We start from the raw sequence: 8,914 nt of genomic DNA on the forward strand, positions 1-8,914 counted from the left end.
GAACGTCGATGAGCAGGAGGGCTGGCGGCCCAGGCCCGATTCCGTTGCGGGTGTCGATGGTTCGATCGGCGACGTGCCCGCTGCTGTTGATCGGTCCATAACGGACACTGCGGTGGACTCCGGCCTGACCCACTTCGGCCTGCTCGACTTTTACCAGACCCACTTTGACCTGACCCACTTTGACCTGACCCAGTTTGACCCGACCAACTTTGACCTGCCTGACTTTGACCTTGGCTTGGGGCCGGCCGGCTGGGTTCTGCCTCGCTTGGGTCTGATCGGCTTTGACCCGGCTGGTTTGGGCCTGGCCGGTGTTGACCTGCCGAACGTCGATGAGCAGGAGGGCTGGCGGCCCAGGCCCGATTCCGTTGCGGGTGTCGATGGTTCGATCGGCGACGTGCCCGCTGCTGTTGATCGGTCCATAACGGACACTGCGGTGGTGCCGTGGCCCGACCTCACCAACGACCACCGGACCGATTCTGCAGGCGCTGACCTGGATTACTCTGCGGGCGCCGGTCATTTCTTCGCGGGTAAACCCGCTGGCATGCCAACGGATAGCTGGTGCGGGCTTGCCGTGAAGGGCAAAGTGGTGAGCGAGCCGGCGATTCACATCGACTCGGTCTCGCCGCGGCAGGCGAGTAAATACATCAAGTCGGAATTTCCGCACCTACCGTTTATCAATGCCGCCAATTTCCTCTGGTACGACCGCTTCCCCGGAAGGCTGCGGTCGGCGCTGCGGGACTGGTACCACGGTCATGTGTCCGACAGTGGGCCGAACGTCAACTGTTTGAAGTGTATCGAGGCGACCGACAACGCGATGGACAACATCGCCGCGAAGGCACCATGGGTGACACAACCTGGAAACACGGGCACCGCTATCCGGAACTATTTCCACACCACGGAATGGAATCGGTTCGACTCGTGGGACGATGCGATCAGGTACATGAAGAAGGCCCAGTTGGGGGCTCGTGCGATCGTGTACGTCGAGACAGCAGACCCGGTCGCCCACGTCTTCAACGTCATCAACCGGCCCGAGGGTGTCGTCTTCCTGGATGGCCAGACCGGAAGACTCGGCAAGCTTTCGCCTGAAGCGACGCAGATCGTTCTCGTCGAGTACTCCGGGCGGAAGTTGGAGCACTCGGGCGCGGATCACCAGCTTCCCGACGAGGGGGGACTGCCCAGTGTCCTGACCGGCCCCGCGACACCCGAAAACACACCACAGCCCGGTCGGTACGACGCTGGCACCAGTATTCCCAGCGGGTTGAAACCAGCCGGGAGCTACGCGGGCTCGACTGCCCACCCCGCTGTGATCGTTGCCCCTCCCGAGGAGATGCCAGCTGCAACCCGTCCGGACACACGTCCGCAGCGCACCCGGGCGGTCCAGCCCGACACGCCGCCGTCGACAGCGGTGGACGCTCCCCCACCAGGCTCACCGGCAAGGCCGGACACGCTGCTGCTGGAACGCGACTCGCCACTGCCCGGCCCTGGAACGGCACCGCATGTCTCACAGTCACCCGCGACTGGCGAGGCGGTTGTGATGGACGCGCCGGCGAGCGCGGTGCCCTGGGCCAACGACCGCGGTGACCAGGTCGGCGTGTCGTTTTCCGCGCACCCGCAAGTGGCAGTCAGCCCGGACACCACGCGCGCCACGGCAGCGAGCCGGTCGGCGTGGCCGTTGTTCAGCAGGCGCGGTGCCCGGACCGGCGCGCTCTTCTCGCCCAAACCACGCATCAATCCGGAGTCGAACGGCCGGCCGCTGGTCGGCCGCCGCGGCAAGCGGACCGGGGCCGCGTTGCCCACCAGCATCCCGCCGTCACCTACCGAAGAACCACTGCCCGACAAGACCGAGACGGCGTGGCCGCTGGCCACCAGCGGTGATGCCCGGGTCGGTGCGAGTTTTTCCTCGCCGACTGACCTGGTCACCAGGCGCTATGCGCGCCGAGTGCCCACTGTGGCCGAACCGCTGCGTCACGACGGTCCGGAGCTTGTCGTCGAGGTACCTGAGGCCGGGCTCGCTCCGGCGCAGAGGAGGGTGTTGGCGGGGCACGCCCGGTACCTGGCGGAGCAGGCGGACGCGCGTGCGGAGCGTGGTTTTGCCTCTCCGGTCGTTACTCTGCACGCCGCCGACACCGCATCCGCAGCTGCGGTGGAGCAGGTGTTGACCGGTGGGATCACTGAGCATGCCAGCCGGGTGCGGGGCGTGCCGACGACCATCGACGATCTGGGCCTCGCGCTGACCATCACCCCCGCGCCGGCGCTGCCGTCGGGCGTTGTGGAGCTGCGGGTTGACTGGGAGCTGCGCGGTCCCGGTCACCAGACGCTCGACGACACCGGTCCGGAACGCCGCCTCGCCGAGCCGTTGGAGATCACCGCCGCCGCCGGCTGGCTACCCAAGCCACACCCGGTGCTTGACGAAATGAGTTGGGCGCACAGCACCGCCGCCACCGCGGAGTGGATGACCGATCCCGACCCGGTGACCGAGCAGGAACGCGAGGCCGCGCGGCACGACGCTGTGCCGGTCAGGGTGTCTGCGGAGGATGTCGGGCCGACGACGGCGACGCTCACACCGGCACTGCGGATCTCGTCGTGGCGGCACCCGATCGCCTACGACCACGCCCGCTACGAGGTCCGGCCCGGCAAGTGGGTGCAGGAATACACGGTCCGGCTACGGTTTCAGGTCGGTCCCAGTGTCGACGTGCGGCGAATCGTCGACCGCGCGCAGGCGGGTCTTGATCGGCTTTTTAACGACCCCGGCTACCGTCTGCCCAGTGGTGACGGCTTGCACATGCGGGTGCTGCACGATCCGTCACCTGTCGCGCACGCGATCATCACCGTCAGGCCTGCGGGCGGCAAGACAGACATGCTGCGCTGGGCTGAGGACGCCGACGAGCTCACACTGGCCGAGGAAGTCGCGCACTTCACCGGCCCGTACGACGAGTACGTTCGCCGTGACGAGCATGGTGATGACTGGGTGTTCCGCGGCGCGGGCTCGAACCGGGTCGTCACCGACGACGGTCTATTCACCGAGCACTTGAAGCACTACCTGCGCGAACTGCGAGAGAAGGGGCGCACGGACCTCCCGCCGCCGTCGGTCAAGCCGCGTCACCTGTGGTTGCTCGAGAACCGTGCGCGGGCACTCGGCACCACCGTCGCCGTGCCGTCCTCGAGTGTGGTTACGCAGTCCTCCGTCGAAGACGTGGAGCCGGCGACCGTGCCGGTTCCGGAGGCACCGACCGACCAACCCGAGCCAGACCGGACGCGCACGCGCGACGAGGGTGACGATGTGGTCCTGCCGGAGGACTCCGAACGGCCTGCCGAGTTGACTCAACTTGTTCCGCCGTCGGTGGGTTTCATTGGGGGGCTGCAGAAGCTGCCTGAGGACGCGGTGTCGCGGCTGTTTCGGAAGGCCACTGCGCAGCCAAACTCTTTGTGGAGCCACAACCCTTGGTGGGATAAAGCGATCGCCGGTTGGAACGCCCAGGTCTACAGTCCGGGGGCCAAGCTCGAAGAGCATGACCGGGCGGAGTTGGAGGGGTTCGCTGACGAGTTGGCCGACATGCTGGTTGAGCGTGCGGAGCGGGGCCTGGAGATGCTGGACCTGCGGCTGACATACCACGGTGACAGGGTCACGGTCGAGCACGGGCGGCGTATGCCCCGCGAGCACGGGGTTGTCGATACTGCGGTGCGCCGTGCGCTTAGGGTGCGGGGGCGGGGTGATGTGGCCGCCAGGCTGCGTTTCACCTACCTCATCCGGCGGTCGGAAGACCCATGGCGAAGCGTTGAGATCAGTGTTCACGCGACGCCGGATGGCACCGAGGAGAGCTACTACGAGGCTTCGGCGCTTACCGAGTTCTTCCTGGAAACATTCGATGTGTTGTCGGAGTCGGCGCGGCAGCGGGTGAGCCGGATGGTGCAGGGGTTTGTCCGCCGGTTGCTGGGGGATCCGGGCAGTGGTGAGGTCATGGATGTCGGGGTGGTGGTCAATCCGTGGTACGCGAATTCGGACCGTGCCGCGAAGGAACTCGTGAGGGAGTTCGAGAAGCTTATCCGTGACGACGTCGGCGCGGTGCTCGCTCGGTTTGGTACTGCGGGCTCGCCCTCGGTCGAGGAGATTTTGCGGGACTTTTTCCGCATCCGGCCGTACCGGGGGGCCCACTTGTATTCTGCTGTGTTGTTCGATGTCGTTCGGTTTGAGCAGACCGGCTCTTCCGTTGGTCCGGAGGATGACAACGCCGGTACGGACGATGCCGGCCCGGTTGTACCGGGCACGGGTGATACCGCCGGTGAGGGCAACAGCGGGTTCGATGGCAGGGAGCAGGACAGGTCCGGATTGACCCAGGACCCGGTCCTGCTTGGAGACGGCGGTTCCTGGGATAGGCAGCGTGCGAGGGCGACGGCGTTGGGGCTGGAGATCCTCGATGTCGACGCCAACGGGGATTGCTTTCCCCAGTCGGTCCTGGTTTCGGTGCCGAAGGAAGTATGGGGGCCCCGGCTTGACGAGCTCGGCTATGAACGGACCGTGCAGGGTTTGCGCCACGCGCTCGCCGACAACTTTCTACAAAGAATCATTGACGATCCCGGTTATTTCGCTGCCACCGCCGGTGATGGCGACGAGTGGGCTTGGTCGTCGATCGAGGAAAACATACGCACACTCGGGAATTGGTATCACGTCGGCGGGGACATCGCACCCCAGCTCGCCACCGGCGTGCTGGGCGTCAACATCGTGGTGATCGGTCCCGGCGGCCGCGAGTCCACGCAAGGCGCCGAGTTCCACGACGACTGGCTGACTTGCTACATCATCTACAACGGCACAAACCACTACATGGCCACGCGGCCACTGCAAGACACCCACACCGCCGGAGGGCCACGAGACTCCGTGGCCCCGCAACCCGCTTCCGGCCAGGCTGCTCTGGGCGATGGGTACTTCGACGGCGGCGCCCCAGATCCGATTACCGGTGAGATGGATCCGTTTGGCACGGGGGACTTCGGCGGTGCCGTGTCGGATCCGAATGCAGCTCCGGCGGCAGAGACATCCGGTCCGTTGCACCACGGATCGCCGGAATTGATGGACTACGAGCCGACTGCGCCGCATGCGACCGGACTTGGGGGAACGCAAGTCGGCGAACGCCACGGCGGCGCGGTGGCGTCTCAGCCGGGTGGCGACAACGTGGCGGCGCTGTCCGCACGCCGGGCGGACTTCATCGCCGGCCAGCTGGGCAGCGAGAGCCCCGACACAGGCGCGGTTCTGCGCGAACTGGCCCGAGTGCAGGGCGACGCGGAGATCAGCGGCCTGATCGACGCCTTCCGGCAGCGCAGCCGGGACCTGCACGCCGAACTGTACGAGGCCCTCAGCGATGCCGAGCTCGACCACGCCCTGACGAAGCTCGGGCTCCGGCAGGACTTCAGCGTCAACCCCGCCCACTCCGCGCCGTCCTTGGCTGCGCGCCCATCGCAGGAACCCGTCGAGCTCCCGGGTGTCCGGGCGTTCGCCGAACAGTTGCAGCGCCACATCGAGGCCGATCAGTTCGACGACGCGATGATCATGCTGCACGGCCTGGACCGTGACATGCGCACCGTGTGGGCTGTGCAGGACGCCTACCAGGCGGCTAGCTCTCGCGGCCTCGGAGATGATCTGGTGAATCTGCGACCCGAGCACGCCCATGCGGTGTTCGACGCGCTGGGCTTGGTTAACGGTAATCCGGTCTCCCTGGAGCAGGCGGCCCGGTGGCACGAGCAGTTGAAGAACTCCACTTTCAACCATCACTCCAGCGGAACCGTCCCCATCCGGATCGACTATCTGGACGGTGATTCTGAGATCCGGGCGCATTTCTGGTCGCTCCAGTTGCAGCGTTTGGGCGCCCAGCCGAGCAAGGTCTTCGTTGTCCGTGCTAACCCAGGTCTCTCGGTTGCCTCTGCCAATGCCATCGATGCTTTGCCTGGCTCGTCTGGCACGGTCAATTGGGACTTCCACGTGGCGCCTGCGATCGTGGTCGACACTCCGTACAGACCGCGCAATTACGTTCTTGACCCCGTGCTCAGCGATGCCCCGCTGCCCGCCGAGGACTGGCTGGCCCTGATGGGTGTCGACATCGCCGATGAGAACGGGGTCATCCTGCTCGGCGGTAGTCCGGAGCACGTCCAGGGCGCTCTGGACCAGCATCTCGCCGACCATCCCGATCAGTGGCTCGAGTACGAGACGCCACTCGGGTATTACCCCAACGGGAAAGCACTCGTCATCTTCAGTGACCCCGGTGTATGGGGCCGGCCGCGTCCGCTACCGGTGGTCCCGGGCACCAGCAGCCTCCGAGAAGCCGACAGGCAAATCCGCCGTGGGCGTGGTGAAGAAGAGTTGATCAGCTTTAACGAGGAGGCGGAGCGTCGCGCTGAAGAACGCCGCATTGTGGACACCCTGCTGGCCATGATAGACGCTACTCTTTCGGCCGGTTTCGACGTCTTCTCCTTCGGCCCCGCAGACCTGAACGCTCTGTCCTACGACCCCGTCGAACTCGACCGGTTCTTCAACGAGGCCGCCCCCGACGCCGCCGTCGCAGGCGGTGCCCTCAGCATCGACGACATCCTGCGTTCGTCCGAAGAGGAGATGCAGACCCCGCTCAACGCTTCGAACACTGGCCAGGTCACTGGTCCGCACGACGTTTTCGCCGAGAACGGCAGCGGCTTTGACGTCAACGCGTTCATGACCGACGGTGCCCTCAGCATCGATTCGTCCAGTGGTTTGCCGGGGATTCCCGCGCAGCAGGCGAGGGGGTTGGGGCTGGAAATCCGCGATGTCGAGTTCGGCGGGGGCTGGTGGTATGGGTTCGACGATGTTGTGCCGGATCCGAATTTTGTTGGGGTGAAATGGTCTGGCGTGGGGGGCTTCGACGGTGTTGTGTCGGTCGACCGCACGACAGCCCGCCAACAGGAGGAGTCCATGTCGGACATCGCGCCGTCGCGGGAGCACCTGGAGCCGACAGGCTGGCCGCTCGTCGGCGGCAGCGGTGAGCGGGCCGGGGCCGCGTTCCTCGTGAACACTCCGCCGTCGTTTACTGGGGGGCGGCTACCTGACAACGCCGGCGAGGCGTGGCCGCTTGCCACTGGCGGTGGTGACCGCATCGGTGCGCACTTCCCCTCCAGCTCAGCACCGTCTGGCAGCCGGCCGCACGCCGACGAACAGCTCGTTTCCGGCCAGGCCGGTCGGGGTGAGGGGAACTTCGACGGCGGTGCGCTAGATCTGAATGCTGTCGTTGCAGGAACGGACGGCTGGTTCGACGACATGCCCGCTGCTGTTGTTGATCCATCCATAACGGACACTGCGGTGATTCCGGATTCGGCTTTGGGCCGGTCCGGTCTGGGTGAGGTGGGTGTGCCGGATGTCGCTGTGACGGATCCGAACGCTATGTCAGGTGCCGGCTCGGACACTCGTTCCGACGCGCCGGATCCGGTTCTCCAGTGGATCCCCGAGGGTGGTTTGGGTGAGGTGGATTCGGTTGCCGTTTGGGGGCGGTCTGAGCAGGCTGGTTCTCCCCAGGTGAAGTGATGCCGTTGGAGGAGCCCCACCCGCCGTTCGGCCGCACGACAGCCCGTCTGCGCGATGAGTCCACGTCGTACATCGCGCCGCTGTCGCGGGAGCACAGGGCCGCGCAGTCCGAGGACGACATCGCTCGGCGCTCCAGCTCCGGCGGGCAGGAGACGTAGCCCGACATCAACGACCACAAGCGCCGACAGGTTCCGTCCGCCTAACGACCTCGTGCATGTTAGTGATCTTGGACTGAGATGATCTTCGTGTGGGTCGTGCTGGGGTGTTGTCGAGTCGTCGGGTGACAGGGTTATCCGGGAAGATCATCGCCGAGTTGGTGGCGGAGGTGGGCCCGGTGTGGCAGGCCCGCCAGGATGCTCGGTTGTCTGACCGTCCGCGACGGCGGGCACCGGGCGCGGGGGCGAAGTACAAGCTGGTGTTCGTGGATCGGCTGTTGGCCACGCTGGTGCATCTGCGGCATAGCAGCACGCATGATGTGCTGGCGGCGTGGTTCGGGGTCGACCGTTCGACGATCACACGGGCTATCAACGAAATCCGGCCGCTGTTAGCCGATCGTGGTTGCCGTGTGGAACAGGGGATTCGGCTGCGCACGGTCGCCGATGTGGTCGCCTACCTCGACAGCGTGCGGCAGACCGCACTGATGGACGCAACCGAGATCCGGGTGCGCCGGCCCACCGTCAAGCGGGCGGGCCGACATCAGTTCATCTCTGGCAAGTCCCGGCAAAATGCCATGAAAGCGCTGATGATTACTGATGCGCAGGGACGTGTGTTGTTCTGCGGGGCCACGACCCGGGGCAGCACCGCTGACATCACCCAAGCCCGGCAGGCCGGTGTCACCGACTGGCTTGAGCACACCATGGCAGTCGAAATCCTTACCGACGCCGGCTACCAAGGCCTCGGTGCACAGACCTGCGGCCAGGTGCTCACCCCGATGTTGAAGCATCACAAAAAGCGATTGGAGCGCATGCCCGGCATAGGCGAACTCCGTGTAGCACAACGGAAATCCCACGCCAGACGGCGAGTGCGAGTGGAACATGGCATTGCCCATCTGAAAAACTGGGGCAGCCTGGCTCGCCATCTCGGGTGCCGGGAGAGCCTCGATGACACCGTTCGCGCAATCGCTGGGCTGCTGTCGGACCAACAACGCATCGACCGTCCACAACGCAAGCCCGTCGCCGCACTGACGGCCTCTGCGATGTGAATCAAGACCGCACAACACCCCGATGCGCGCCATCACTAACCATGCACGAGGTCGCTAGTGTGCTCCGCCGGAAGTCCACTATCTAATTGTAGGATGCGGTGATGGCAGGTCGCGGACGGCCCAGGGCCGAGTTGGTGCTCACCGATGATGAACGTGAGACGCTGCAGCGTTGGGCACGG

Annotated in this window: 3 protein-coding genes; all 3 read left to right on the forward strand. The window is 65.7% G+C overall.

The window, feature by feature from the left end:
- Positions 1–112: 112 nt before the first annotated feature.
- Positions 113–7,534 carry a protein-glutamine glutaminase family protein gene (locus E1288_RS45355; protein WP_207954931.1) on the forward strand — a complete coding sequence of 2,474 codons (7,422 nt, stop codon included), beginning with the start codon at positions 113–115 and terminating at the stop codon, positions 7,532–7,534.
- On the forward strand, positions 7,534–7,692 hold the full coding sequence (locus E1288_RS47730; protein WP_165968629.1) for a hypothetical protein: 159 nt from the start codon (positions 7,534–7,536) through the stop codon (positions 7,690–7,692). Before E1288_RS45355 ends, E1288_RS47730 begins: the two co-directional genes overlap by 1 nt.
- 122 nt (positions 7,693–7,814) lie before the next feature.
- The gene (locus tag E1288_RS45360; protein WP_132495421.1) at positions 7,815–8,735 is read left to right on the forward strand and encodes a transposase family protein; all 921 of its coding nucleotides are present in this window, start codon (positions 7,815–7,817) and stop codon (positions 8,733–8,735) included.
- The last annotated feature ends 179 nt before the right edge of the window (positions 8,736–8,914 follow it).

The organism is Saccharopolyspora elongata, assembly GCF_004348985.1.
In the GTDB taxonomy this organism is placed as follows: domain Bacteria; phylum Actinomycetota; class Actinomycetes; order Mycobacteriales; family Pseudonocardiaceae; genus Saccharopolyspora; species Saccharopolyspora elongata.